This is a genomic window from Sphingopyxis sp. FD7 (assembly GCF_003609835.1).
GTDB lineage: Bacteria > Pseudomonadota > Alphaproteobacteria > Sphingomonadales > Sphingomonadaceae > Sphingopyxis.
Genome location: NZ_AP017898.1, coordinates 1,158,276 through 1,184,180, shown reverse-complemented (window position 1 = coordinate 1,184,180; position 25,905 = coordinate 1,158,276). Strand labels below are relative to the sequence as shown.

Genomic DNA, 25,905 nt, shown 5'->3' with positions numbered 1-25,905 from the left:
GTGCGAATCCCGGCGGGCGCTAGTCTTTCCGGCGGTTCCCGCGCTCCCTGCACAAAGGTTTTGCATGGCCGTTCAACGCTATAGCTATACCGCGATCACGCTCCACTGGCTGATCGCGCTGCTCCTCGCCTTTCAGATTGCGCTCGGCTGGGCGCTCGAAGGCAATAACAGTCCCGAGCTGTTTCAGCGGTTCCAGCTCCACAAATCGGTCGGCATCGCGATCCTGCTGCTCAGCCTCGCCCGCCTCGCCGCGCGCGTCGTCATGCAGCGTCCGCCCGCGTCCGACGGCCCGGCGTGGACGCGCGCGCTCGCGGGCTTGGTCCATAGCCTGTTCTATGTGGTGATGATCCTTGGCCCGATTACGGGCTGGCTGCTCGTGTCGACCGCGAAGGTTCAGGTGCCGACCTTGCTGTTCGGTATTGTGCCCTGGCCGCACCTTCCCGTCGGTCGCGGCTGGCACGAACCCGCCGAAGTGGTCCACGAGGCGATGGCGTGGCTGGCGATCGGGCTGTTCCTGCTGCACGTCGCGGGCGCGCTCCGCCACCAGTGGCTGCTCGGCAAGCCCGAGCTTCAGCGCATGATCCCGTCGGCGCGCGGCAAGGCCGTGGGAGCGGCCGTGATCGCATTGGCTCTCATCGGCGGCGCCTTCGCTGTGGGCTCAAGCGTCTATCCCGACCGCGAGCGCGCCGCACCCGCCGAACCGGTCATCTCCGATACAGCACAGGCCGAGCCCGTCGCGCCTCCCGCGCCGGTCGAGGCCGAAAAGGCGGAAGCGGCCGAAGCCCCTGACAGCGATCCCGCCGCCGAGCCCGAGGAAGAGGCAGAGCCGCTCGCAGACTGGACGGTGGCGCCGGGCGGCCGCCTTGGCTTTACCGCGCGCTGGAATGGTGAGGCGGTCGAGGGACGTTTCGATCGCTGGCGCGCCGACATCCGGTTCAGCCCCGACCAGCTTGCTGCGTCGCGCATCAGCGTGAAGGTCGACCTCACGTCCGCCGATACCGGCGACGGCCAGCGCGACGATTCGCTCAAGAGTAGCGACTTCTTCAATACCGCCGCATATCCGAGCGCGACCTTCACCGCGCGCGACATCCGGCACCTCGACGGCGACCGCTATGAAGCGCGCGGCACGCTCGACCTGCGCGGCGCCAGCAAACCCGCGACGCTGCGCTTCACGCTCCGGATCGAAGGCGACCGCGCGCGCGTGGGCGGCACCGCGCGGATCGACCGCACGGCGTTCGGTGTCGGTCAGGGCGAATGGGCCGCGACCGACGCGATTGCGGCGGAGGTCGATGTCGCCTTTGCCTTCACGGCAACGCGCCCCGCGCGCTGAGCGCAGCCGGGTATCAGCCGCGCGCGATGCCGCCGCGGATCGCGTAACCGCGATAGAGGCTGCGGCAATGGCCCGCGCTGCCCATTTCCCTGGCCAGCCCCGCGATCATCGGCGCCAGCTCGGCGCGCGGCGCGACGTGGAATTGCGCGAGCCAGCCGAACAGCGTGCGGCGCCAGACGCGCGGCAGGCGATCCTGCTGCCCGAAATCGACGATCTCCAGCCGCCTGCCCGGCGCGACGCAGCGCGCCGCATGGACGAGCGCCGCTTTCCAGTCGGGGATCATCGACAGCGTATAGCTGATGAATACGCGGTCGAAGGTCGCGCGGCCGAACAGCGCCTGGGGGTCGAAATCGCAGGCATCGCCGCGCGCCAGCTTCGCGTCGATGCCCGCCCTGCCGAGCGACGTCCGCGCTGTCGCCAGCATCGCGTCCGAAATATCGACGCCGAACAATTGAGCCTCCGGCCACGCCTTGCCGACCGCAACCAGATTGCGCCCCGTGCCGCAACCGATCTCGAGCACCGAGCCGCCGCGCGGCGGCGCCAGCTCGGCGATCAGCCCGTCGCGGCCGAGCAGATAATATTTGCGCGTGAGGTCATAGATGTGCCGCTGCGTGCGATAGACGCGGTCCATCAGTTCGCCATGCGCCGCCGTCATGCACCCGCGCCCTTCAGCACATAGAGATGGACGCCGCCATAGATCGCCGAACGATCGCGGCGCGTATAATCGCGCGAGGCGTCTTCGCGATATTCCCAGCGGTCGAGCAGGTCGGCGGGGAGCCGCCCCGGCAGCAATGTCGGTTCGGCGGCGGTGCGGAACAGCACGCGCGCGCCAGGCCGCGCGGTGCGCGTGACCTCGGCCCATAGCGCGATGAGCTGCGCATCGCTCATCCAGTCCTGCGCATCGAGGAAGATATAGCGGTTGAAGCTGGCCGCATCGGCGGCGGCGAGCATATCGGTCATGTTCGCGTGGAGCATCGTCACCCGCCCGGCACGCGCCTTGACCGCGGCATAATTGGCCGCCTGCAGATAGGGCGGCAGCGGCACGGTCACGCCCTTGCCATAGCCGCGCCCGAACGCCTGCCAGGCAAAATAATTGTCCTTGAGCGGAAAGTCGCACGCCAGCTTTTCGAGCCGCGCGCGCAGCACATCGGCCATCGGTCTGCCGCCCGCCAGCGCATCATATTGCGCGGGCGGGATGCCGAGGCCGAAGAGCGACGAGCGCTGGTCGGTGACCCAGCGGATGAACTTGCGGTCAAAGAAAGGTGCGAACTTCGCGTCGAAAATCGCGCGCTGCTCCTCGATGCTCTGGGCTTCGAGAAACTGGCGCGGATCGACGCGGTGCATCCGCGCGACCAGATGCGCAAGACCGATGAAATTGCCGAGCAGGCCGCGCTTGTAGAGCCCGTGCGCGAAGCCGTTGATGCGGCGGCGCCCGACCAGATCGCGCCCCTCCCAATAGCGGCGGCTCGTTTCGTCGAGGTGCGGGCGCACGAAGGCGCGGTAATCGGCGATGTTCGCCGCGCTGTCGGCATCGGCGAAGAAGCGGCGGAAGCTCAGATAATCGGGAAGCCGCTCGATCGCGACGCGCTTGAGATGATTGAGCGCGACATGCGCGGTGTTGAGGTCGACCGCGACGATCTCCGCGGGGTCGGCGGTCAAGTAGGAAAAGACGTTGCAGCCGCCGCTCGCGATCGTCGCGATGCGGTGGCCCCGCTCGATCGCCAGCGCCTCCATGTCCACCACCGGATCTTCCCAGATCTGCGCATAGACAAGCCCCCTGAACGCGAGCGCAAAGGCGCGGTCGAGCAGGCGCTGATTCTGTTCGGCGTCGGTGCGGACGACCGCGGCGGCGATTTTCCTGTTGGGCTGGCTGGCCATGCTGCGCGACTCCCGGAACGGATGTTTCCGAGGCTGCGCATGGCACGCTTTGTTGCGATTCGCGCGACGGTTCGATGACAAATCGGCGACAGACGCGACAAATGATGATCCTCCCTGTTGCGAAGCGATGGGGAGGATTATCGGTGGGCCTTTAATCCCGGCAATAGCCCTCGCCCGGTTTGACCATCAGGCAATCGGTCTTGCCCGCAAGATATTTGAGCCCCGTCTCGTCGCCGCTGGCCCGGCGCAGGGTCAGGTCTTCACCGCCGCGGATAAACCGGATCCCATGCTCGCTGTCGGTGCCGTCATAGCTGCCCCTGGTGTCGAGGTCCGACTGCATCTCCAGCCTGTATCGGCCCGGTTCCGCAGGCGTGATCGTCGCATACATGCCTTCAACGCCAGTCCACTTGCCCGCCCAGCTCGCAAAGCGGTGCGACGCGGCGGCGTCCGCTTCCTCCGCCGGGACCGTCTCGACCGGCACCGTTTCAGTCGTAGCGTCAGCGGGCGCCGGTGCCTCGGCCTTTTCGCAGCCGGTGAGCAGGATCGCGGCAGCAGCGGCAGCCATCGTCAGACTCTTGTGCATCGTCTTTCTCCTTTGCCACGCAAACGCCCGATGCGCGCGAAGTTTCCTATTCGCCGATGATTTCGGCGAATTTCAGCGGATCGACATTGCCGCCCGACAGGGTGACGAGCGTTGCATCGGTCGGCGTCACCTTGCCCGCCAGCACCGCGGCGAGCGCCGCCGCGCCGCCGGGTTCGATGACCAGGTGCAGTTTCTCGAAGGCAAGCCGCATCGCGTCGCGCACTTCGCTGCGCGTGACGACGACGCCGCGCACGCCGCGCGCCCGGAGCACCGCAAAATTGATCGGCCGCGTCTCCGGCGTCTGGAGCGCGTCGCATTCGGTGGGAAAGGCCAGATCGTCGACGCTCAGGATTTCGCCCGCGGCCAGACTGCGCGTCACATCGTCCCAGCCTTCGGGCTCGACCGCGATCAGCTCGGCGTCGGGACAGGCGAGCGCGAGGCCCGCCGACAGCCCGCCGCCGCCACAACAGGCGACGATCCGGTCGGGCCCCTCGATCCCGCGCGCGCGCATCTGCGCCGCCGCCTCGATCCCCGCGCTTCCCTGCCCTTCGATGATCCACGGATCGCCATAGGCATGGACGAGCGTGCCGCCGCGTTCTTCGAGCAGCTTCGCCGCAACCGCGTCGCGCGATTCGGTGACACGGTCATACAGCACGACCTCGGCGCCGAGCCGCCGCGTCGCCGCAAGCTTCATCGCCGGGGCGTTGCTCGGCATGACGATCGTTGCCTTGATCCCGAGGCGCCTTGCCGCCCAGGCTACCCCCTGCGCATGGTTGCCGCTCGACACGCCGACCACGCCCGCCGCGGCCTGTTCCGCCGTCAGGTCGGTCAATCGGTGCCACGCCCCGCGAATCTTGAACGCGCCGACCGGCTGGAGCGATTCGGCCTTGCACCAGATGGTGCGGCCATCGACCTCGAGCGGCAGCAGCGGCGTTTGAGGGAGCAAGGTCGCGACTTTCGCCGCCGCGCGCTCGACGCCTGCCAGCGTGGGCGCACGGTTCGGATCGATGAGGGCTTCGGGGCTTTGCTGTGTCATGGCTTCGTCCTATAGGGCCGGGCATACAAGACAAGGCGGCAACGCGCCGCGACAGGAGATTTTTCGATGAGCAAGGTTCTGGTGATCGGTGCGGGCGGCGTCGGTTCGGTCGCAGTGCACAAGATGGCGATGAACCCCGACATCTTTCCCGACATCACGCTGGCCAGCCGCCGCAAGTTCAAATGCGACGCGATCGCCGAGTCGGTGAAGGCGCGCACCGGCGTGACGATCAGGACCGCCGAGGTCGACGCCGACCATATCGACGCGACCGCGGCGCTGATCCGTTCGATCGGCGCAACCCATGTCGTGAACCTGGCGCTTCCCTATCAGGATCTGACGATCATGGAGGCGTGCCTGTCGACCGGCGCGCATTATCTTGACACCGCCAATTACGAGCCGCGCGACGAGGCGAAGTTCGAATATCACTGGCAATGGGCCTATCACGACCGCTTCAAGGATGCCGGGCTGATGGCGCTGCTCGGCTCGGGTTTCGACCCCGGCGTGACGAGCGTGTTCACGACATGGCTCAAGAAGCATCATTTCGAGCGTATCGACACGCTCGACATCCTCGACTGCAACGGCGGCGATCATGGCCAGCATTTCGCGACCAACTTCAATCCCGAAATCAACATCCGCGAAGTCACCGCCGTCGCGCGGCACTGGGAAAATGGCGAATGGGTCGAAACGCCGCCGATGTCGGTGAAGCAGTCGTTCGATTTCGAGGGTGTGGGGCCGAAGAATATGTACCTCATGTATCATGAGGAGATCGAAAGCCTGAAAACACACCTGCCCGAAATCAAGCGCATCCGGTTCTGGATGACCTTCGGCGACGCCTATATCCAGCACCTCACCGTGCTCCAGAATGTCGGCATGACGCGCATCGACCCGGTGATGTACGAGGGCAAGGAAATCATCCCGCTGCAATTCCTGAAAGCCGTGCTCCCCGAACCGTCGAGCCTCGGCGAGACGACCAAGGGCAAGACCAACATCGGCGTCATCGCGACCGGACTTGGCAAGGACGGCAAGGAAAAGACGCTCTACCTCTACAATATATGCGACCATGAGGACGCCTATGCCGAAACGGGCAATCAGGCGGTGAGCTACACCACGGGCGTCCCCGCGATGATCGGCACCGCGATGATGGTCACCGGCACGTGGAGCGGCGACGGCGTGTTCAACATGGAACAGATGGACCCCGATCCCTTCATGGACATGCTGATGAAGCATGGTCTGCCGTGGCAGGTGAAGGAACTGGACGCGCCGCTGGATTTCTAAGCCAACTGCGCCGCTGCGAAACAGGGATTCGCCACCGAATATGTCGTCATTCGGCATGGTGCGTTGACGAGCGATCGCCCGGGTGGTGGGCCCTGCCTTCGCGGGCGCACGAAATACAGGATTGGGAGCAGCCATGACCGCCTACCTCGCCCCGATCGGCCTCTTGTTCCTGTCCAACATCTTCATGACCTTCGCCTGGTACGGGCAACTCGGCGCGGTATCGCGGCCGTTATGGCTGGCCATTCTGATCGCGTGGGGCATCGCCTTTTTCGAGTATTGCCTGGTCGTCCCGGCAAACCGCATCGGCTATAGCGTCTACACCGCCGCCGAACTCAAGACCTTGCAGGAAGTCATCACGCTCATCATATTTGCCGGGTTCGCGGTCTTCTGGCTCGGTGAGAGGCTGACCGTGAACCATCTCGTCGGTTTCGGACTGATTGCGGCGGGGGCGTTTTTCATCTTCAAGGGCCCGATTGCGGTCTGACAGAAAGCCTATAGCGACATGGAAACCCGTGCCGGCGACCCCGGAGCCTTTGCCCGCTTCGACCTCAGCCGCGTCCCCTCGCCCGCCTTCGTCGTCGACGCGGCAAAGATTCGCGCCAACCTCGCGCTGCTGCGCCATGTCGGCGACGCATCGGGCGCGCGCGTGCTCGCGGCGCTCAAAGCCTTTTCGATGTGGTCGCTCGGCCCGACGGTTGCCGAATATCTGGATGGCGTCTGCGCGTCCGGACTCTATGAAGCCAAACTCGGACGCACCGAATATGGCGGAGAGGTCGCGACCTATTGCGCGGGGTACAAGGAAGCCGACCTGCCCGAAATCGCGTCGCTGTCCGACCATCTCATCTTCAACTCGCCCGGCCAGATCGCGCGCTTCCGCCCGCTGCTGGACGAATTGCGCGCCAAGGGCGAAAGCTTCGACATCGGCCTGCGCATCAACCCGATGCACAGCGAGGGCGAGGTCACCAAATATGACCCCGCCGCGCCGTGCAGCCGCCTGGGCTTTCCGATCACGCAATTGCTGCCCGAACATATGGACGGCGTCGACGGCGTGCATATGCACAGCCTGTGCGAACAGGATTTCCCGCCGCTCGAACGTACATGGAATGCGGTCCATCCGATGCTGCGGCCGTTTTTCGGCCAGCTCAAATGGATCAACTTCGGCGGCGGCCACCATGTCACGCGCGCCGATTATCAGGTCGACGACCTGATCGCCTTTCTGAAACAGGTGCGCGCCGCCACCGATTGCGACGTGATGATCGAACCCGGCGAGGCAATCGCGCTCGACGCGGGCATCCTCGTGGGTGAGATTCTCGACCTGTTCAGCAACGGCATGAGCATCGGCATCACCGACATTTCGGCGACCTGCCACATGCCCGACGTGATCGAGGCGCCCTATCGCCCCGCAATGCTTGGCGAAGCGAGCGAAGGCGGGGCGACGCGGCTCGGCGGGCCGTCGTGCCTCGCGGGCGACGTCATCGGCGATTATCGCCTGCCCGGGGGGGCGCGCATCGGCCAGCGCTTCGCCTTTCTTGACCAGGCGCATTATTCCATGGTCAAGACCAATATGTTCAACGGCGTGCCGCTGCCGTCGATCTGGCTGTGGGACAGCGACACGGACGACCTCGAGCTGATCCGCGAATTCGGGTATGAGGATTTCAAGACGCGGCTTGGCTGAGCCATTGGACGCTCATCGCTGACGAACTCGCGCTCCTGCCCCGCTCGGCGCACCGCCGCCCCGCTTCGCCCCGACTGTTACCGCCGCGTTACAAAATTGCGCAGAGGGGTCTTTACAGGGGAGACCCCCCGCCATATATGCGCTCCCCGCTGCCCCAGGGGGACTTCCAATAACCGCAAGGCAGCCTTGGATGTTTCACTTTACCTTTGGGGGTCCCTTGCATTGCACCAGCATCATAGCGCCCACGGGCTGATTCAGGCACTTTCGCCGGTCGAACCTGTCACGCTCGTCCGCCCGCACGCCGCGCGGCGCGCAGCGCGTTTCTTCATCGAGCGATTTCCCGGCACGACCATGTATGCGGTCAAGGCGAATCCGTCGCCCGACCTGCTGCGCGTGCTGTGGGATTCGGGTGTCACCCACTATGACGTCGCCTCGATCGCCGAGGTGCGGCTCGTCGCGCGCACACTGCCGGGGGCGACGCTTTGCTTCATGCACCCCGTCAAGGCCGAAGAAGCGATTTCCGAAGCCTATTGGAAGCATGGCGTGCGCACCTTCTCGCTCGACACGCTCGACGAGCTCGAAAAGATCGTTCGCGCGACCGAAGGCGCGCAGGATCTGAACCTGCTCGTGCGGCTGCGCGTCTCGTCCGATCATTCAAAGCTCAGCCTCGCCGCCAAGTTCGGCGCCGAGCCTGAAGACGTCGCCGAACTGCTGATGGCGACGCGGCAGGCCGCCGACGCGCTCGGCATCTGCTTCCATGTCGGTAGCCAGGCGATGACGCCGCACGCCTATGCGCAGGCGATGGAGCGTGTCCGCGCCGCCATCGTCGCGGCGTCGGTCACCGTCGACATCATCGACGTCGGGGGCGGCTTTCCGTCTTCCTATCCGGGAATGGAGCCGCCACCGCTCGATGCCTATTTCGACACGATCCACCGCAGCTTCGAAAGCCTGCCGATCAGCTATTCGGCCGAGCTTTGGTGCGAACCGGGCCGTGCGCTGTCGGCCGAGTACAGCTCGCTGATCGTCCGCGTCGAAAAGCGCCGTGGCGAGGAGCTGTACATCAACGACGGCGCCTATGGCGCGCTGTTCGACGCCGCGCATGTCGGCTGGCGCTTCCCGGTGTCGCTGCAACGCGATGCCGAAAGCGACGCCGATCTGGTGCCGTTCAGCTTCTATGGCCCGACGTGCGACGACCTCGACCATATGGCGGGGCCGTTCTTTCTGCCCGCCGACATCAAGGCCGGCGATTTCATCGAGATCGGGATGCTCGGCGCCTATGGCTGCGCGATGCGGACGAAGTTCAACGGTTTCGGCGCCGACGAAACCCATGTCGTCAGCGACGAACCGATGACGAGCCTCTACACGGGCGAAGTCGAACAGGAACGCCGCAGCGCGACGGTGACCAAGCTGTTCTGACGGATCAGGATCGGCAAAGCGCCGGTCCGGTTTAAACCATCGTCATCCCGGCGAAGGCCGGGATGACGTTCATCTTCAGACTGGTATCGGCAATCGTCGGCGCTAGATTGCGCCGCCTATGCCCCCCTTCCATCACCTCCTCGCCAACAATCTGGTCGCCAACATCACCAATTTCACGGTGTGGTTCGCGCTGACCTTCTGGACCTTCCTCGAAACCCAGTCGGTGTTTGCGACGGGGATGATCGCGGGCATCTATCTTGTCCTCACCGCGATGCTGGGTATCTGGTTCGGCAGCCTCGTCGACCATCATGGCAAGCGAAACATGATGCTTGTTTCGAGCCTTGCCTCGCTCGCGCTCTATGCGGCCGTGCTTGGCGGCTATGCGCTCGATCCGGACATCCGTGCCGCGGAGATCACGAGCATCTCCTTCTGGCTCTTCATTCTGCTGACGATGCTCGGGGTGATCGTCGGCAATATAAGGATGATCGCGCTGCCCACGCTCGTGACCTTGCTGGTGCCCGAGGACCGTCGTGACAAGGCGAACGGGCTCGTCGGCATGGTCAGCGGCATCGGCTTCCTCACCACGTCTGCGATCAGCGGTTTCCTCGTCGCATGGGGCGGGATGGTCGCCACCCTCGTCTTTGCGATCATCCTGTCACTCGCGGCTGCGGTCGATCTGCTTTTCGTCAGCGTCGACGAGCCGCGCGAGGCCGAGGAACATGACACGCCGCGCCGCGTCGATCTTGTCGGCACATTGCGCGTCGTCCTCGCCATTCCGGGCCTGATGGCGCTGATCCTGTTCGCCGCGTTCAACAATCTGCTCGGCGGCGTCTTCATGGCGCTGATGGACGCCTATGGCCTGTCGCTGATGAAGGTCGAGGAATGGGGGCTGCTCTGGGCGGTCATATCCTGCGCTTTCATCCTCAGCGGGATGATGATCGCGCGCACGGGACTCGGCGCCAATCCGGTGCACACCTTGCTTGTGGTGAACCTGATTGCCTGGACGGTTGCGGTCTTTTTCACCATCCAGTCGTCGATCCTGCTGCTTGCCGCCGGCTGCTTCCTCTGGATGTTCCTCGGCCCCTATGCCGAGGCCGCCGAGCAGACGACGCTGCAAAAGGTCGTTCCCATTGAACGGCAGGGGCGCGTGTTCGGTTTTGCGCAGTCGGTCGAACAGGCCGCCTCGCCGCTCACCGCCTTCCTGATCGCGCCGATCACCCAGTTCGTCTTTGTGCCGCTGATGACCGACGGTGCCGGGGCGGCGGCGATCGGCGACTGGTATGGGCGCGGACCCGAACGCGGCATCGCGATCGTCTTCTCGATCGCAGGGCTGCTGGGCGTGCTCGCGACGCTCGCCGCCTTCCGCTCCAGATCCTATCGCCGCATTTCGGCAGCCTATGCCAATGGAGTCGACGGCGGCACGGCGACGCCCGCAGCCATCTGAACCGCCGCCGCAAAAGCCTCTTCCGTTTCACTTTGCAATGCGTCTATCGTGCGCGGCGACAAGAGGGAGGCGCCATGTCCATGCTGTCCGGCATCCGCATCATCGACCTGACGACGGTGATCTTCGGTCCCTATGCGACGCAAATGCTCGCCGACCTCGGCGCCGAGGTCATCAAGGTCGAGACGCCGGGCACGGGCGACGTCTCGCGTTACCTCGGCAGCGGCATCCCCGATCCGACGATGGGGTCGATCCACCTGACCGTGAACCGCGGCAAGAGGTCGATCGCGCTCGACCTGAAAAAGGCCGAGGACGCCGCGGTGCTGCGCGATCTGGTCGCCACCGCCGATGTCTTTTTCCACAATATCCGGGGCAAGGCGATCGCCAGGCTGGGATTCGATTATGCGGCGTGCCGCGCGCTCAAGCCCGACATCATCTATGTCCATGGCACCGGCTTCGGGCAGGACGGCCCCTATGCCGATCTTCAGGCCTATGACGATGTGATCCAGGCGGCGAGCGGCACCACCAGCCTGCTTCCGCGCGTCGATGGCGACCCGCGCCCGCGCTATTTCCCGTCGCTGATCGCCGACAAGATCGCGGGGCAGTTCGGCGCGCAGGCGATCCTCGCCGCGCTCGTCCACAAGCTGCGCACGGGCGAGGGGCAGGCGGTCGAAGTGCCGATGTTCGAATGTTTCACCGCCTTCATGCTCACCGAGCATCTGCGCGACGCCGCGCTCGACCCGCCGATCGGCCCCGCGGGCTATCCGCGCCAGCTCGATCCGACGCGCCAGCCCTTTCCAACGCGCGACGGCCATGTCGCGATCGTCCCCTATACGCCCGAATCGACCGCACGACTGATGACGCTGCTGGGCAGCGAGGGTCTGACCGACACGCCAGAGTTCGAGGCAGCGAAGGCCGCAGGGCGGCATATGCCGATCGTCTACAGCGAAATCGCCCGCAAAACGCCGGAGAAGACCACCGCCGAATGGCTGGCGCTCTTCGCCGCGAACGACATCCCCGCGATGGCGGTGCGCGACCTCGATGACATCAGGGAGGATCCACATTTCATCGCGACCGGCTTTTTCCGCCGCCGCACCCATCCCGACGTCGGCGGTTTTCACGAAATGCAGCCGCCGGTCCGCTACGGCGCGATGCCGCCGCGCGACCTGGGCTTTGCCCCGCGGGTCGATGGCGATGGCGAAGCGATCCGTGCCGAACTGTCGCAGAGGAAGGATTGAATTGCATATTGCCGCATCTTGCCTAGCATCGCGGCCTGATAACGGAGGGGGAAGCCATGTCAGACAGTTTACTTGCACCCGGCGCCGTGCTGGCGCTGTGGACGATCATCATGCTCGGCTGGGTCGCGGTGACCCGTTTTTCGGCGATGGCCAAGATCGGGGTCGACATCAAGGCCGCGCCGCCGGGCGGGCGCGGCGCCGATCTGGAAAATGTGCTGCCGCCCGAAACCAACTGGAAGTCGCATAACTATACGCATTTGTGCGAACAGCCGACGATCTTTTACGCCGTCCTTATCTTCCTGCACCTGTCGGGCGGCGACACCGAGCTGACGCGCAGCCTTGCCTGGGCCTATGTCGTGCTGCGCATCGTCCACAGCCTGTGGCAAGCGACCGTCAACCGCATCCCGGTACGCTTTACGATCTTCGCGCTCGCGACATTCTGCCTGTTCGCGCTGTCGATTCTCGCGGTCATCGCCACTCTGGGCTGAAGGAGCCATCATGGATACGAACGCAATTCTGGGCCCGGTCGCGACGCTCGCGCTGTGGTCGATGGTCATGTGGGTGTGGATGTATGCGACGCGCATCCCGGCGATGCAGCGCGCCAAGATCGACGCCGCCAAGATGGTCGGCGGCACCGGCAAGGGGCTCGACGATGTGCTGCCGCCTGAGGTTCAGTGGAAGGCCCATAATTACAATCATCTGATGGAGCAGCCGACCGTCTTTTACGCCATTGCAATTGCCCTGGCGGTCGGCGGCATGGGCGGCGGGTTGAACGCGCAGATCGCCTGGGCCTATGTCGTGCTGCAGATCATTCACAGCCTGATCCAGGTCACCGTCAACCGCGTGATGTGGCGTTTCCTGGTGTTCGCGCTGGCAAGCCTTGCCCTGCTCGCGCTCTGCATCCACGCCTTCATGGGCTTTGTGCTGCATTGAAATACAGGCGTCGCCCCCGCGAAGGCGGGGGCCGCCATAGGCGTAGCACAAGCTTGCCAGCGGCCCCCGCCGTCGTGGGGGCGACGCTATTTCGAGAACCGCGCGGCCAGTTCAACATGGGTCGACCAGCGGAACTGGCCGACGGGCTGCACCCAATCGAGCCTGTACCCGCTCTCGACGAGGATTTTCGCATCGCGCGCAAAGCTTGCGGGATTGCAGCTGACATAGGCGATCACCGGCGTCACTGACGCCGCAAGCTGTTTCACCTGCTCCTCCGCGCCCGCGCGCGGCGGGTCGAGGATGACCGCGCCGAACCGATTGAGCTCGGCGGGAACCAGCGGGCGACGGAACAGGTCGCGATGCTCGGTTGCGACGAGCGCACGGGCCCGATTGGCGGCCCCCGCCAGCGCCGCGATCGCATCACGCGCGCCTTCGGCCGCATAGACTTTGCGCCCCGCCTGCACCGACAGCGCAAAGGTGCCGACCCCGGCGAAAAGGTCGGCCACCGCGGGCGCGTCGCCGATGGCCCCGGCGACCGCATCGACGAGCGCCGCCTGCCCCGCCGCCGTCGGTTGCAGAAAGGCGAAGGGCGGGACTTCGACCGCGATGTCGCCAAAACGAACCGTCGGCGGATCGGGCTGCCACAGGATTTCGAGCCCGTCGCCCTGATCGATCGCAAAGCGCGCGAGATGGTGCGCACCGGCGAAATCCTGCAGCGCCATGGCGGCATCGAGTCCTTCGGCCTTCACGCCCTCCAATATCAATTCGACGCCCTGATCGAGCAGTTGCAGCTTGACCTTCACAGGTCGCCGCGGCTGCGCGATCATCACCAGCAGGTCGCGGACCGGCGCGACCAGCGCGAACAACTCAGGGGCAAGTAGCGGGCACATCCGCATATCGACGATCTGGTTACTCTGCGCGGCGTTGAACCCGATCGCGACCTGCTTTCCGCTCCGAAGCGCGGTCAGCGCCGCGCGGCGGCGGCTCTGCGGCGGCGACAGCAGCGCGGGCAGAACGTCGCCAAAGGGCACCCCCTGCCCCGCCAGACCGCCAACGACGCGGTCGCGCACGAAGTCGGCCAGCGCAGGCTCCGCAACATGCTGCAACTGGCACCCGCCGCATTTGCCGAAATGGCGGCACGGGGGCTCGGCGCGGTTCGGTCCCGGAATGAGGATGCCGTCGTCGCGCACGCGGTCGCCCGGAACGCCGCCCGCCACGTGGCGGCCGTCGCCCGTGACGCCGTCCCCGCGCGCGGCAATGCGCTCGATCAGCGCTGCTTCGCCCATGTCAGTCCCTTATCAGATCGTCGGCCACAAGGCCGGGGCCTATATGCGCCGCGCGCGCAATATGCCAGCCCACCGCAGCGACAGCAGCGTCGAAGGCATCGCTGCCGCGTGCCAGCATCGCGCCGCACGCTCCTGCGAGCACATCGCCCGTTCCCGCGGTCGCCAGCCAGGGATTTCCGGGCCAGGCCGCCGCAACGCGGCCGTCGGGTGCGGCGATGATCGTATCCGCGCCCTTGTAGACAACGACCGCTTGCGTAAGCGTGGCGGCGGCCCGCGCGCGGTCGATCTTGCTGCCGTGCGCTTGCGGAAAGGCCCGCGCGAACTCGCCTTCGTGCGGCGTCAGGATCACCTTGCGCGGCGTTCCGCACAGGCGCGGCAGTGCGGCGTCGATCGCGGCGGCGTCGAGCACCAGCGGCTTGCCCGAATCGAGCGCCGCCTCGACATCGAACAGCAATGGCTCCCCCGCCGGAAATCCGGGCCCGATGACGACCGCATCGACGCGCGGGTCATTCAGACGTTCGCGCAACGTCTCGCTCCCCTCGGCGATGATCGCCGAAAGCGGCGCGCCGTCGCCGCCACCGAGCACGACATAGCCAGCCCCCGCACGCAGCGCGGCGGCGGCGGCCAGCCCGGCGGCGCCGCGCATCGGCCCGGCAAAGACGAGCAGCATGCCGCGACTGAACTTGTGCGCCGCGGCGTCGGGCGGCTGCCGCCGGAACCGGGGCAGTGTCCGCATCGCCCCCTCCGCAGCAATCCCGATCGGCGCCAGCTGCACCCGCCCGCATGCCGCCGCCGTCGGCAACAGCACATGCGCGGGCTTGAGCGCACCGAGCGCCAGCGTGACGTCGGCGACCAGTGGCGGCATCCAGTCCGCGCCGCCATCGCTGTCGACTCCGCTCGGCACATCGACGGCGAGCACCCGGCCCGACAGGCGCCGCAGCGCCGCCGCCAGATTGTCCGCGATCGGCCGTGACAGGCCGACGCCGAACAGCGCATCGACGATCAGCGGCGCGGCCGCCAGCGCGGCGTCGATCGACTCGACCGGCCCGGTCCACGCCGCGCGCGCCGCGCGCGCGAGATCGGTCGCCGGATCGGCCGATGCCGCTACGCGCACCGTCGCGCCGCGCTCCGCCAGGCGGCGCGCCGCGACATAGCCGTCACCGCCGTTGTTACCGGGACCGCACAGGATCAGGACCGGCGCGCCTGCCGACATGCGCCAGGCGATGTCCGCGACTGCCGCGCCCGCGCGCTCCATGAGCTCGCTGAGCGGCGTGCCCGCAGCGACGCATTCGGCCTCGGCCACGCGCATCGCATCGGCGGTCAGGACGGGAGCGTCGGCGGGAACGGACATGGCACCGAGATTAGCATGACCGACAGAAATGTCGCTGCGGAAGCGTGGTTAGTCGTCAATGCGAGCAAAGCAAAGAAATGACACGGTTTCTATTCGCCGCCGCCGGTGTTGGCAGGCAAGCGATATCGATCGCTGCCGATCGCGACTTCGATCAGCTTGTCGCCAATGATCGTCACCTTCGCGGGCTCGGCGCCATCGGCCGATACGACTCCGCGCCCGTCGGTCGTGATCTGCAAACGCCGGTATCCGACGTCGCCGCGGCCGACGACCAGAACCGCGCCATCCGCACCGCTCATTTCCTCGACCGTGCAGTCGCGCGCGAAGGCGTCCGCGCCCTCCAGCGCGCATTCGATCCGCTCCTTGCCCGCATCCGCCGCCTCATCGCCTGACGCGCCGCCGCACGCGGCCAGCAACATCGCCACAACCAGCGCCGCGCCGCGTGTGCGAATCATCCCTTGCCCTTCAGCTGCGACAGGTCGCGCACCGCGCCGCGCGCGGCGCTCGTCGTCATCGCGGCATAGGCTTGCAGCGCGACCGAAACCTTGCGCGGCCGCGGTTTTTCGGGTTGCCAGGCGGCCTCCCCCTTTGCCTCCATCGCGGCGCGGCGTTCGGCCAGCACGCTATCGGCCACGGCGAGCGTGATCGTGCGCGCCGGGATGTCGATGGTGATGAGGTCGCCATTTTCGACCAGCCCGATCGTGCCGCCCTCGGCCGCCTCGGGCGAGACATGACCGATCGACAGGCCCGACGTGCCGCCCGAAAAACGCCCGTCGGTGACCAGCGCACAGGCGGCGCCCAGCCCCTTCGACTTCAGATAGCTCGTCGGATAGAGCATTTCCTGCATCCCCGGCCCGCCCTTTGGCCCTTCGTAACGGATGACGACGACGTCGCCCGCCGCGACCTGTCCGGTCAATATGCCGGTGACCGCAGCATCCTGGCTCTCGAACACTTTGGCGGGGCCGCTGAACTTCAGGATGCTTTCATCGACCCCCGCGGTCTTCACGATACAGCCGTCGAGCGCGATATTGCCGCTGAGCACCGCCAATCCGCCATCCTTGCTGAACGCATGATCGGCCGAGCGAATCACGCCGCCTTCCCGGTCGAGGTCGAGCGAATCCCAGCGCCGGTCCTGGCTGAAGGCAGTCTGCGTCGGCACGCCGCCGGGGGCGGCCATGAAGAATTGCTGCACCTCGGGATCGTTCGTCCGGGCAATGTCCCATTTATTGAGGGCATCGCCGAGCGTCGCGCTGTGCACCGTCGGCAGATGCGCGTGGAGCAGTCCGGCGCGGTCGAGTTCGCCGAGGATCGCCATGATTCCGCCCGCGCGGTGGACATCCTCCATATGGACGTCGCTCTTCGCCGGCGCGACTTTCGACAGGCATGGAACGCGGCGCGACAACCGGTCGATGTCGGCCATGGTGAAATCGACCCCCGCCTCGTGCGCGGCGGCGAGCAGGTGGAGCACGGTGTTGGTCGACCCGCCCATCGCGATGTCGAGGCTCATCGCATTTTCAAACGCCTCGAAGGTCGCGATATTGCGGGGCAGCACGCTGTCGTCGCCTTCCTCATAATGACGGCGACACATTTCGACGACAATCCGCCCGGCGCGCAGGAACAATTGCTTGCGGTCGGCGTGGGTCGCAAGCGTCGAGCCATTGCCCGGCAGCGACAGCCCCAGCGCCTCGGTCAGACAGTTCATCGAATTGGCGGTAAACATCCCCGAACAGCTGCCACAGGTCGGGCACGCCGCCTGCTCGATCGCCAGCACCTCTTCGTCGCTATATTTCTCGTCCGCCGCGGCAACCATCGCGTCGACCAGATCGAGCGCGACCTGCTTGCCTTTCAGCACGACCTTGCCGGCCTCCATCGGCCCGCCCGACACAAACACCACCGGAATGTTGATGCGCAGCGCCGCCATGAGCATCCCCGGCGTGATCTTGTCGCAATTGGAAATGCACACCATCGCGTCAGCGCAATGCGCATTGACCATATATTCGACCGAGTCGGCGATCAGGTCGCGGCTGGGGAGCGAATAGAGCATCCCGTCATGCCCCATCGCGATGCCGTCATCGACCGCAATGGTGTTGAACTCCTTGGCGACTCCGCCCGCCGCCTCGATCTCGCGCGCGACCATCTGGCCCAGATCCTTGAGGTGGACGTGACCCGGCACGAACTGGGTGAAGCTGTTGACCACCGCGATGATCGGCTTGCCGAAGTCGCTGTCCTTCATCCCTGTCGCGCGCCACAGGCCGCGGGCACCGGCCATGTTGCGGCCGTGAGTCGTGGTGCGCGAACGATAAGAAGGCATTTTACTCAATCCTGATAATTTTGTTTCGCAAATCGGCGGCGAGATGCGCCTCTACACGCCTATGCGCCGATGTTCAACGCCACTTTCCTGCACATGCGCGCCAGTCGCTCGGCGAACAGCGCCTGCCCTGCCGCATCGCCGACCAGGTCCTGCCGCATCTCGATGCCGATATAGGGGATGTTGTTCGCCTCGGCGTGGCGGTTCATCGTCGCGTTGAGCACCTTGCCCGAATAGGGTTGCTGATCGCCGACGAGCAGCCCTTCGGCCTCCAGCGCAGCAATCGCCCCGGCGACCAGCCGGTCGTCCTCATTATAAAGCACCCCGACGTGCCAGGGCCGCGCCTGATCGGGATGCGCCCACAGCGCGGGGGTAAAGCTGTGCAACGACAGGATCATCGCGGGGCGGTGCCTCGCAATCGTCGCCGCGATATGGTCGTGATAGGGCCGGAAAAACCGCGCCAGCCGCGCCTCGCGCGCCGCATCGTTCAGGGCATTGCCCGGCACGGCATGGCCGTCGCTTGCGATCGGCAGCACGCCCGGTGCATCCTCTTCGCGGTTGAGATCGACGACGAGCCGCGACACACCGCCGAGGATCGCCGCATCGACCGCGCCGCCGTCGACGAGCAGCGCCGCGACCTCCGCGACGCCGATGTCGATCGCGATATGGTTGGTGAGCAGCGCGGGATCGATGCCCAGATCGACATCGTCCGGCACATGCGCCGACGCATGATCGCCGATCAGCAAGATGCCGCCTGCGCGCGGCTCTCCCAGCTGGCGCCAGGCCTCGCTCACCGCAATGCCCCCGCCATCAGCCACCAGCCCGGATGCCGCGCCGCGAGCGTCGCCGCCGCCGCGTCGCGTTCGCACGCCGCGTCGAACAGCGCGAAACAGGTCGCTCCCGATCCCGACATGCGCGCCAGCCACGGCCGCAGCGCGCCGAGTTCGAGCAATATGTCGGCAATCGCCGGACAGGCCGCGGTTGCGGGACGCTGCAAATCGTTGCGAGCGCCGATCAGCTGCGCGCGGTGGTCGGCGCCAATGTAGAGCGGGCCGCGGTCGATCCCGTCCCACGCGGCAAAGACCGGCCCGGTCGCGACGGGCTGGCGCGGATTGACCAGCAGCACCGGCATTCCCTCGATCCGCAGCCCGGCGACGGCGTGCAATTCCTCGCCGACCCCCGATCCCATGCAGGCCTTGCTCGCCACGCAGGCAGCGATGTCCGCGCCCAGCGGACCGACGACCCGCGCGAGCGTCGCATCGCCCAGCTCGGGCAGGAAATGCGCGCGGACCAGCCGCGCCATTGCCGCGGCATCGGCCGACCCGCCGCCGATCCCCGCCGCGACCGGAAGCCGCTTGGTGAGCGTTACCGCGAGCGGCGGCACGCGGTCGGCGCCATAGCGGTCGCGCAGCAACGCCAGCACGCGCAGCACCAGATTGTCCGCATCCGCGCTCAGGCTCTCCGCAAACTCGCCGTCGATGAACAGCGTGTCGGCGTCGGCGACAACCGCTTCGATCCCATCGCCGCCATCGACGAAAGCGAACAGCGTCTCGATCTCGTGATAGCCGTCGGTGCGCCGCGCACGGACGTGGAGCGCGAGGTTGATCTTCGCCCATCCCGTCTCGCGCATCGACAGGTTCATGGCGCCACCGTCGCCGGAGTCAGCCCGTCGCGCAGCTTCGCCTCGATCCGCGTCGCCATCTCGGCGTCGGCGAGCAGCGCCGCCGCGCGCCAGCTATAGCGCGCCTGAAACTTGCGGCCCGCCTGCCAATAGGCGTCGCCCAGATGCTCGACGATCACCGCATTGTCGGGTTCGCCGCGCTGCGCCTTTTCGAGCAACTCGACCGCTTCGTCGGTGCGCCCGGTCAGGAAATAGGCCCAGCCAAGCGAATCGGTGATGCTTGGATTTTGCGGCGCCTTGGCCCACGCTGTTTCGATCCGCGCGAGCGATTGCTCGACATCCCTGCGTCGTTCGAGCGCCGAATAGCCCGCGAAATTGAGCACGACGGGATCGTCGGGCTGCAGGGCCACCGCACGCTCGATCAGCGGTGACGCCGCGTCCCATTCATCGGCCTGCAACTTCAGCTCGGCGCGGGCAAGCAACAGCGAACTGCGCAGCGCGCGGTCCTCCTCGCCCAGCGCCGCGTCCAGTCGCTCATAGGCGGCCGCGGCGGCGCTGGCGTCGCCCGACCGCCGCGCCAGATCGGCAAGGCGCACCAGCAAGGTGCGCGGCGCGTCGTCGCGCGCGGCCGCCTCGGCGCGTTCGAGGCCAGCCGCCGGATTGCCGCTGTCGGCGATCAGCTCGGCCTGGCGCATCGCCAAGACCGCGGGCAATTTTCCGCGCAGGCCGTCGAGCAGCGCGATGGCCGCACCCTCCTGTCCGTCGCGGGCAAGCGCCTCGACCAGCGTTGCGCGCACCGCCCAATCCTCGTCGTTCAGCCAATGCGCGGCGCGCGCGAACAGCAAGGGCAATCTGGTGTCGCCGTTCGGCGTGCGCGCCAGCCCGTCGGCGAGCAGGCCGAGCCACTGCGCACTCCCCGCGCGCGGGCTGCTCACCGGCTGGTCGGGCAGCAGCAGCATCGAGTCCTCGCGCTCACCCGCCGCGAGCGCGATGCGCGCACGGAGGCGTTCGGCGGCCGCGCCTTCGCCCGCGCGATCGAGCGTCGCCGCGGCGCGCAACGCGACGAGCTGGCTGAGCCGGTCGCTCAGGCCGATCTCGTCCGCCAGTCGCGCCGCCTCGCCCGCGCGGCGCGTTGCCGCCTGCACCAGCACGGCCTGGAGCATCAACGCGGGTTCCGCCCGCGTGCCCGCGGCGGCGATCAGATGACGCTCGGGCCGCCGCGTGCGCGCGCCAACGTCGATCCAGGCCTGAAAGGTCGGCACGATGAGCCGCGCGACCGAACTCGTGCCTGCCTTGTCGGCGCGTCCCGCCAGAAAACCGCGCGCCGCCTTCCAGTCGGATCGCCGCATCGCATCGACCAGCAGGATGAGTTGCGCGTCGAAACGATGGTCGCCCGCCGCCCACAACGGCTGCGCCGCGCGCCGCGCCGCGTCGAGGTCGCCCGCCGCGATCGCCTGTTCCAGCATCCGCCCGCGTACGCCCGGCAGTCCGGGCGCCAGACTCGCGACCTCGTTCAGCGCCGACAGCGCCGCCGCAGGTGCGCCGTGCTCTTCGGCCAGCCGCGCGCGAACCAGCGCGTTCAGCGCGGCGCCGTCGCCGTCGGTCGCCCCGACGGGGGTTGCCGCACCAAGCAGCGCGGCCGCGATCGACAGACCAACGGGCTTACATATTCGGATAATTGGGGCCTCCGCCGCCTTCGGGGGTGACCCAGTTGATATTCTGGGTCGGATCCTTGATGTCGCACGTCTTGCAATGGACGCAGTTTTGCGCGTTGATCACGAACCTGGGATCGCCCTCTTCCGCGCCGACGATTTCATAGACCCCCGCGGGGCAATAACGCTGCGCAGGTTCGTCATAGAGCGGCAGATTATATTCGACCGGGATCGACGGATCCTTGAGCTGGAGGTGAACCGGCTGATCCTCCTCATGGTTGGTATTCGACAGGAACACCGAAGAGAGGCGGTCAAAGGTCAACACACCGTCGGGTTTCGGATAATCGGGCTTCGGCATCATGTCGGCGCGATAGAGCGTCTCATTGTCGGGATGATGCTTCATCGTGAACGGCATCCTGATCTTGAGCGTCTCGGCCCACATGGTGATGCCCGCGAGGATCGTACCGCCAAGGTCGCCCCATTTTTCGACAAGCGGCAGGACGTTGCGCACGACGCTGAGCTCCTTCTTGACCCAGCTGTCGTCATAGGCGGCCTGATAGGCGTCGAGCGTGTCGCCCGACCGGCCGGCGGTCACCGCCGCAAAGGCCGCCTCGGCCGCCATCATGCCCGACTTCATCGCGGTGTGCGTCCCCTTGATGCGCGGCACATTGAGGAAACCGGCGCTGTCCCCGATCAAGGCGCCGCCGGGGAAAGCGAGCTTCGGCACCGACTGATAGCCGCCGTCGCTGATCGCGCGCGCGCCATAGGAAACGCGCTTGCCGCCCTTCAGGATCTTCGCGATTTCGGGGTGCGTTTTCCACTTCTGCATCTCCTGAAAGGGGGAGATGTGCGGATTGCGATAGTTGAGCCAGGTCACGAACCCCAGCGCCACCTGTCCGTTCGCCTGATGATAGAGGAAGCCGCCGCCATTGGCATGTTCGTCGAGCGGCCAGCCCTGCGTGTGGATGACGCGCCCCGGCGCGTGGTTTTCGGGATCGATGTCCCACAATTCCTTGACCCCAAGGCCATAGACCTGCGGCTCGCAATCGGCGTCAAGCGCGAATTGCGGCTTGAGCATCTTGGTCAGATGCCCGCGCGCACCTTCGGCAAAGAAAGTATATTTCGCGTGGAGTTCGAGGCCGGGAGCATAGTCGGGCTTGTGACTGCCGTCGCGCGCGACGCCCATGTCGCCGGTGGCGACGCCCTTCACCGAGCCATCTTCGTGATAGAGGATTTCGGCGGCAGGAAAGCCGGGGAAGATTTCGACCCCCATCCCTTCGGCCTGTTCGGCGAGCCAGCGGCAAAGATTGCCGAGGCTGCCCGTATAAGTGCCCTTGTTGTGCATGAAGGGCGGCGAGATGAACTCGGGCAGGTTGAACTTCTTTTTCCTGGTCAGCACCCAATGCTGGTTGTCATTGACCGGAACTTCGGCGAGCGGACATCCCATGGTCCGCCATTCGGGCAAAAGCTCGTCGAGCGACCTGGGGTCGATCACCGCGCCCGACAGGATGTGCGCGCCGACCTCCGACCCTTTTTCGAGGATGCACACCGACAGTTCGCTCCCCGCCGCATTCGCCAGTTGCTTGAGGCGGATCGCCGCCGAAAGTCCCGCCGGACCCGCGCCGACGATGACCACGTCATAGGGCATCGATTCCCGTTCGCTCACCGCAATCACCTTTCTGCCGTCCCCGCGCCGATCATTCATCGTGTCCGGCGCTCATTCTGTCACGAAATGCGATGCCCGCCAATTGACGCGCCCGTCAACCTCCTGTTTCAAACATTTTCATGGGCGGGCCAAACACTGCATTGCTGGCGGAAAGCTATTGCGACTGGTGGTCGCTGGCAGGGGTCGAAGCGCTGGTCGGAGACCGGCCGGCGGGGTGGCTCGCCGTGCCGCCGGCCAATGACGCTGCGGCATCGCGGCCGAAGCGCGTCGCCGACCCGGCGCCCGAAGCGCAGCCATTGCCCGCCGTGCTTCAGCGTCAGCCCGCCGAAGCGCCCGCCGAACCCAGAGGGCCCATCGCGCTTCCTGACGAGTGGAACGATTTTCAGCAATGGCTGGCCAGCAGCGACGAGGTTCCGGGCAGCCAGTGGGACGCGCGCCGCGTCCTCCCCGTCGGCGATGCCGCCGCGCCGCTGATGCTGCTCACCGCCTGGCCCGAAATCGACGATCAGCGCGAGGGGCAATTGTTCGCGGGCCCGGCGGGCACGCTGCTCGACGCGATGCTGCGGGCGATCGGCCTGACGCGCGGCCAATGCTATCTCGCCAGCCTTGCCATAACCCGCCCACCGGGCGGCCGCATCGCCGCGCAGGACAGCACCGAACTGGAGCGATTGCTGTGGCACCATCTGCGCCTCGCCGCACCGCGGCGGCTGCTGCTGGTCGGCGGCGATATTCTCCGTATGACGACGGGGCTGTCGCTCCCCAACGCGCGCGGAAAGTCACTCGATCTTAACCAGGATGGCGGCAAGGTGGACACGGTAGCCGTCGCGCATCCCGCGATGCTGCTGGCCCGCCCCGCGCAGAAGGCAGCAGCGTGGGATAGCCTGAAACTGTTCAACTGGGGACGTTGACAGAATGCCGATTGTGACCCGAATCCTTTTATCCTGCGCGACCATGGCGCTCACGATCATCTCCGTTCCGGCGATTGCCGCCGATGCGGGCATGCCCGGCCTCACCGCTGCGCCTCAAACCGTCCCCGGCATCTTGTCGGCCAAGCAGAAGCAGCATTACGGGCAGATCCTGGCCGCGATCCGTGGCGAGCGGTGGACCGAGGCCAAGGCGCTTCTCGACAGTGCCGACGCCGATCCGCTCACCGATTTTCTGCGCGCCGAACTGCTCGTCGCCGCGAACAGCCCTCGCGCCGAAGTCGCCGACATCATGCCCATCCTTGCGCGTGCTCCATTTCTTCCGCAGGCGCCTCAACTTGCCCGCCTTGCGACAAGGCGCGGCGCGATCGACATTCCCGCGCTGCCCCCCGAAACGCGGCTCACCTGGGCCGGCAGCGCGCCGCGCCGCCTCGGCGCCGACGCGGTGAGCAGCGACCCGGTCGCCGCGGGCCTCGCGCGCACGATCCCCGACCGGATCAAGAATGACGACCCCGCGGGCGCCGAAGCGCTGCTCAACGCCGTCATCGACCAGCTGAGCCCCGCGGCGCGCGCCGAATGGCGGCAGAAGGTCGCCTGGTCCTATTATATCGAAAACGACGACGCCAATGCGCTCCGTCTCGCGCTTGCCTGCACCGCCGACGGCGGGCCCTGGGCGACGCAAGGCGCATGGGTTCAGGGCCTCGCCGCATGGCGGCTCCATGACTATCGCACCGCGCTCGCCGCCTTCGATCGCGTTTCAAAAGAAGCGCCCGACAGCGAGCTGCGCGCCGCGGCCTATTATTGGGCGGCGCGCGCGGCGGTCGCGGCGGGCGAACCGGCGGCGGTCCAGTCGCGACTGCGCGCCGCCGCAGCGAATGAGGAGACGCTTTACGGCCTGCTCGCGACCGAGACGCTCGGCGTTGCGCCAGTCAGCCAGCGCGAAACGCTCCGCGCCGATCGCAGCGCATGGCGCGCGCTCCAGGGGCTTCCCAATGTACGGCTCGCCATGGCGCTCGCCGAACTCGGCGAGGAAAATTACGCCGGCGAAGCGCTGCGCCACCAGGCCCGCATCGGCCATCCCGACCAGCACGACGCGCTCATCGCGATGGCGGGCGCACTCAGCCTGCCCGAAACGCAGCTCTATCTCGCGCACAACACGCCGCATGGCCGCAAGCCCGCAGCAACCGCGCGTTACCCGCAACCCAGATGGGAACCGAGCGGCGGCTGGCGCGTCGATCCCGCGCTCGTCTTTGCCCACACCCTTCAGGAGTCGCGTTTCCAGCGCGCCGCGGTGAGCAGCGCGGGCGCGACGGGGCTGATGCAGGTGCGCCCCGGCACTGCGCGCGATGTCGTGCGCTGGGAAGGTGCGGTTGCCGCGCTGGGTGACCTCAAGACACCGGCGGTAAACATGGACCTCGGACAGCGCTATCTCCAGTATCTGAGCCGCGAACCCGCTACCGGCGGCCTGCTGCCCAAGGTCATCGCCGCCTATAACGCCGGGCCCGCGCCCGTCGCGCGCTGGCAGAGCGAGATACGCGACAATGGCGACCCGCTGCTCTACATCGAATCGATCCCCTATTGGGAAACGCGCGGTTATGTCGGCATCGTGCTGCGCAATTACTGGATGTACGAAGCCCAGCAAGGCAAGCCGTCAGACAGCCGTGCCGCGCTCGCGCAGGGCAAATGGCCGCGCTTTCCCGATGGCAAAGATCGCACGCGCCTGACCTGGGCTGGCGGGCTCGCCGATGCCGATTGACGAAAGCCTGGCCTTCAAGCCTGTCCGCATCGCGCTGCTGACGATTTCGGACAGCCGCAGCGCCGGCGACGACCGGTCGGGCGACAAGCTGGAGGAACTGCTCACCGGCGCGGGGCATATTCTCGCCGCGCGCGCGATCATCAAGGACGAGACCGACCTCATCGTCTCGCGCCTCCACAACTGGATCGACGATCCCGATGTCGATGTCGTCATCACCACCGGCGGAACGGGTCTCACCGGCCGCGATGTGACGCCCGAGGCGCTGCATCGGCTCGACGGCAAGGATATTCCGGGCTTTGGCGAGCTGTTTCGCTGGCTGAGCTATCAGAAGATCGGCACGTCGACCATACAGTCGCGCGCATGCGCCGTCGTCGCGCGCGGCACCTATATCTTCGCGCTTCCCGGCTCGACCGGCGCCGTCACCGACGCGTGGGAAGGCATTTTGTCGAGTCAGCTCGACAGTCGGCACAAGCCCTGCAATTTCGTCGACCTGATGCCGCGATTGATGGAATGATCCCGCGGTTGTTTCCTTCGGGCGGC

At 66.6% G+C, this 25,905-nt stretch carries 24 protein-coding genes; 12 read left to right on the top strand and 12 right to left on the bottom strand.

Translation table 11 applies throughout. The features are described from left to right. Positions 1–64 precede the first annotated feature (64 nt). Positions 65–1,330 (top strand): YceI family protein, encoded by a 1,266-nt coding sequence (locus SPYCA_RS05535; protein WP_120219273.1) that lies wholly within the window; start codon positions 65–67, stop codon positions 1,328–1,330. A 13-nt stretch (positions 1,331–1,343) separates the two neighbouring features. Here the strand turns inward: SPYCA_RS05535 and SPYCA_RS05530 are convergent, their stop codons facing one another. The 4 genes from SPYCA_RS05530 to SPYCA_RS05515 all read right to left on the bottom strand — a co-directional run bounded on the left by SPYCA_RS05530 (position 1,344) and on the right by SPYCA_RS05515 (position 4,827). Continuing rightward, on the bottom strand, positions 1,344–1,985 hold the full coding sequence (locus SPYCA_RS05530) for a class I SAM-dependent methyltransferase (protein WP_232003535.1): 642 nt from the start codon (positions 1,983–1,985) through the stop codon (positions 1,344–1,346). Then, entirely contained in the window at positions 1,982–3,208 is a 1,227-nt protein-coding gene (locus SPYCA_RS05525; RefSeq protein ID WP_120219272.1) for a DUF3419 family protein, read from the bottom strand. Before SPYCA_RS05525 ends, SPYCA_RS05530 begins: the two co-directional genes overlap by 4 nt. Positions 3,209–3,359: 151 nt before the next feature. Further along, complete coding sequence (locus tag SPYCA_RS05520; RefSeq protein WP_120219271.1) at positions 3,360–3,791, bottom strand: hypothetical protein; 432 nt, start codon at positions 3,789–3,791, stop codon at positions 3,360–3,362. A 46-nt stretch (positions 3,792–3,837) separates the two neighbouring features. Beyond that, a complete protein-coding gene (locus SPYCA_RS05515; protein ID WP_120219270.1) occupies positions 3,838–4,827 on the bottom strand; it encodes a threonine ammonia-lyase in 990 nt (329 codons plus the stop codon). Between the two features lie 66 nt (positions 4,828–4,893). Here SPYCA_RS05515 and SPYCA_RS05510 point away from each other — a divergent pair, with 66 nt between their 5' ends. From SPYCA_RS05510 to SPYCA_RS05475, 8 genes are all read left to right on the top strand, one after another. Beyond that, entirely contained in the window at positions 4,894–6,102 is a 1,209-nt protein-coding gene (locus SPYCA_RS05510; protein WP_120219269.1) for a saccharopine dehydrogenase family protein, read from the top strand. 133 nt (positions 6,103–6,235) lie between these two features. Continuing rightward, positions 6,236–6,586, top strand: coding sequence for a DMT family protein (locus SPYCA_RS05505; protein WP_120219268.1), 351 nt, complete (start codon positions 6,236–6,238; stop codon positions 6,584–6,586). Positions 6,587–6,604: 18 nt separating this feature from the next. After that, positions 6,605–7,777 carry a carboxynorspermidine decarboxylase gene (locus SPYCA_RS05500; protein WP_120219267.1) on the top strand — a complete coding sequence of 391 codons (1,173 nt, stop codon included), beginning with the start codon at positions 6,605–6,607 and terminating at the stop codon, positions 7,775–7,777. Between the two features lie 222 nt (positions 7,778–7,999). Beyond that, on the top strand, positions 8,000–9,193 hold the full coding sequence (locus SPYCA_RS05495) for a type III PLP-dependent enzyme (protein WP_120219266.1): 1,194 nt from the start codon (positions 8,000–8,002) through the stop codon (positions 9,191–9,193). A gap of 118 nt (positions 9,194–9,311) precedes the next feature. Then, complete coding sequence (locus SPYCA_RS05490; RefSeq protein ID WP_120219265.1) at positions 9,312–10,637, top strand: MFS transporter; 1,326 nt, start codon at positions 9,312–9,314, stop codon at positions 10,635–10,637. Positions 10,638–10,711: 74 nt separating this feature from the next. Further along, a complete protein-coding gene (locus tag SPYCA_RS05485; RefSeq protein ID WP_120219264.1) occupies positions 10,712–11,872 on the top strand; it encodes a CaiB/BaiF CoA transferase family protein in 1,161 nt (386 codons plus the stop codon). Between the two features lie 56 nt (positions 11,873–11,928). Next, entirely contained in the window at positions 11,929–12,360 is a 432-nt protein-coding gene (locus SPYCA_RS05480) for an MAPEG family protein (RefSeq protein WP_120219263.1), read from the top strand. Positions 12,361–12,370: 10 nt separating this feature from the next. Continuing rightward, the gene (locus SPYCA_RS05475; protein WP_120219262.1) at positions 12,371–12,805 is read left to right on the top strand and encodes an MAPEG family protein; all 435 of its coding nucleotides are present in this window, start codon (positions 12,371–12,373) and stop codon (positions 12,803–12,805) included. Between the two features lie 86 nt (positions 12,806–12,891). Here the strand turns inward: SPYCA_RS05475 and SPYCA_RS05470 are convergent, their stop codons facing one another. The 8 genes from SPYCA_RS05470 to SPYCA_RS05435 form a co-directional block, all read right to left on the bottom strand. After that, positions 12,892–14,091, bottom strand: a complete 1,200-nt coding sequence (locus SPYCA_RS05470) for a class I SAM-dependent RNA methyltransferase (RefSeq protein ID WP_120219261.1) — start codon at positions 14,089–14,091, stop codon at positions 12,892–12,894. 1 nt (position 14,092) lies between these two features. Then, complete coding sequence (locus SPYCA_RS05465) at positions 14,093–15,442, bottom strand: NAD(P)H-hydrate dehydratase (protein WP_120219260.1); 1,350 nt, start codon at positions 15,440–15,442, stop codon at positions 14,093–14,095. 89 nt (positions 15,443–15,531) lie between these two features. Next, the gene (locus SPYCA_RS05460; protein ID WP_120219259.1) at positions 15,532–15,894 is read right to left on the bottom strand and encodes a hypothetical protein; all 363 of its coding nucleotides are present in this window, start codon (positions 15,892–15,894) and stop codon (positions 15,532–15,534) included. Continuing rightward, the gene (gene ilvD / locus SPYCA_RS05455) at positions 15,891–17,750 is read right to left on the bottom strand and encodes a dihydroxy-acid dehydratase (protein WP_120219258.1); all 1,860 of its coding nucleotides are present in this window, start codon (positions 17,748–17,750) and stop codon (positions 15,891–15,893) included. Before ilvD ends, SPYCA_RS05460 begins: the two co-directional genes overlap by 4 nt. Positions 17,751–17,809: 59 nt before the next feature. Continuing rightward, positions 17,810–18,541 carry an N-formylglutamate amidohydrolase gene (locus SPYCA_RS05450; protein ID WP_120219257.1) on the bottom strand — a complete coding sequence of 244 codons (732 nt, stop codon included), beginning with the start codon at positions 18,539–18,541 and terminating at the stop codon, positions 17,810–17,812. Continuing rightward, positions 18,538–19,389, bottom strand: a complete 852-nt coding sequence (locus SPYCA_RS05445) for a 4-(cytidine 5'-diphospho)-2-C-methyl-D-erythritol kinase (protein WP_120219256.1) — start codon at positions 19,387–19,389, stop codon at positions 18,538–18,540. Before SPYCA_RS05445 ends, SPYCA_RS05450 begins: the two co-directional genes overlap by 4 nt. Next, complete coding sequence (locus SPYCA_RS05440) at positions 19,386–20,834, bottom strand: tetratricopeptide repeat protein (RefSeq protein ID WP_120219255.1); 1,449 nt, start codon at positions 20,832–20,834, stop codon at positions 19,386–19,388. The genes SPYCA_RS05445 and SPYCA_RS05440 overlap by 4 nt, the downstream gene beginning before the upstream one ends. A gap of 196 nt (positions 20,835–21,030) precedes the next feature. Further along, complete coding sequence (locus tag SPYCA_RS05435; RefSeq protein ID WP_120222165.1) at positions 21,031–22,686, bottom strand: electron transfer flavoprotein-ubiquinone oxidoreductase; 1,656 nt, start codon at positions 22,684–22,686, stop codon at positions 21,031–21,033. A gap of 119 nt (positions 22,687–22,805) precedes the next feature. On the opposite strand from SPYCA_RS05435, the gene SPYCA_RS05430 reads away from it, so the two are divergent. Genes SPYCA_RS05430 through moaB form a run of 3 tightly spaced genes read left to right on the top strand, consistent with a single transcriptional unit; the run spans position 22,806 to position 25,879 of the window. Further along, the gene (locus SPYCA_RS05430) at positions 22,806–23,594 is read left to right on the top strand and encodes a uracil-DNA glycosylase family protein (protein ID WP_120219254.1); all 789 of its coding nucleotides are present in this window, start codon (positions 22,806–22,808) and stop codon (positions 23,592–23,594) included. A gap of 43 nt (positions 23,595–23,637) precedes the next feature. Beyond that, positions 23,638–25,365, top strand: a complete 1,728-nt coding sequence (locus SPYCA_RS05425) for a lytic transglycosylase domain-containing protein (RefSeq protein WP_232003533.1) — start codon at positions 23,638–23,640, stop codon at positions 25,363–25,365. Continuing rightward, entirely contained in the window at positions 25,355–25,879 is a 525-nt protein-coding gene (gene moaB, locus SPYCA_RS05420; protein WP_120219252.1) for a molybdenum cofactor biosynthesis protein B, read from the top strand. The genes SPYCA_RS05425 and moaB overlap by 11 nt, the downstream gene beginning before the upstream one ends. The last annotated feature ends 26 nt before the right edge of the window (positions 25,880–25,905 follow it).